The following is a 411-nucleotide window of genomic DNA, read 5'->3' as shown; positions in this document are numbered from 1 at the left end:
GAGCACGGCCGTGTCCGTGTCCGTCGCGGCGGTGTCGGGCAGCACGCGCGGTGCGGCGTTGGCGACCGTGACGACGAGCGTGCCGTCGACGCTGCCGCCCGCGCCGTCGGACACCGTGAACGTGACCGTGACGGTCCCGCGGTAGCCCGTGGCCGGCCGCACGTCGAGCGTGCCGTCGGGGTTCACGGTGACCTGCGCGCCGTGGTCGGCCGTGGCGCCCGTGACGCGCAGCACCTGGTCGGTGGGCCCGACGTTGACGTCGGACGCGTGCTGCAGCACGTCGACGCCCGCGAGCAGGCCGTCGGTCGCGACCGACGCGCCCGACGTCGTGACGGTCGGCGCGACGTTGGGCGTGGTGACGGTGACCGTGCCGGTCGCCGTCAGGCCCATCGGGTCGGTCGCGGTGTACGT

At 75.4% G+C, this 411-nt stretch carries 1 protein-coding gene; it reads right to left on the bottom strand.

The features are described 5' to 3' along the window. A partial coding sequence (locus tag G3I71_RS48865; RefSeq protein WP_203733232.1) for an Ig-like domain-containing protein occupies nt 1–411 on the bottom strand: 411 nt, incomplete at both ends.

This window comes from Streptomyces sp. SID12501, assembly GCF_010550245.1.
Taxonomy (GTDB): Bacteria; Actinomycetota; Actinomycetes; order Streptomycetales; family Streptomycetaceae; genus Streptomyces.
The sequence above is the reverse complement of the archived record's forward strand: the minus strand, read 5'-3'. Positions and strand labels throughout refer to the sequence as shown.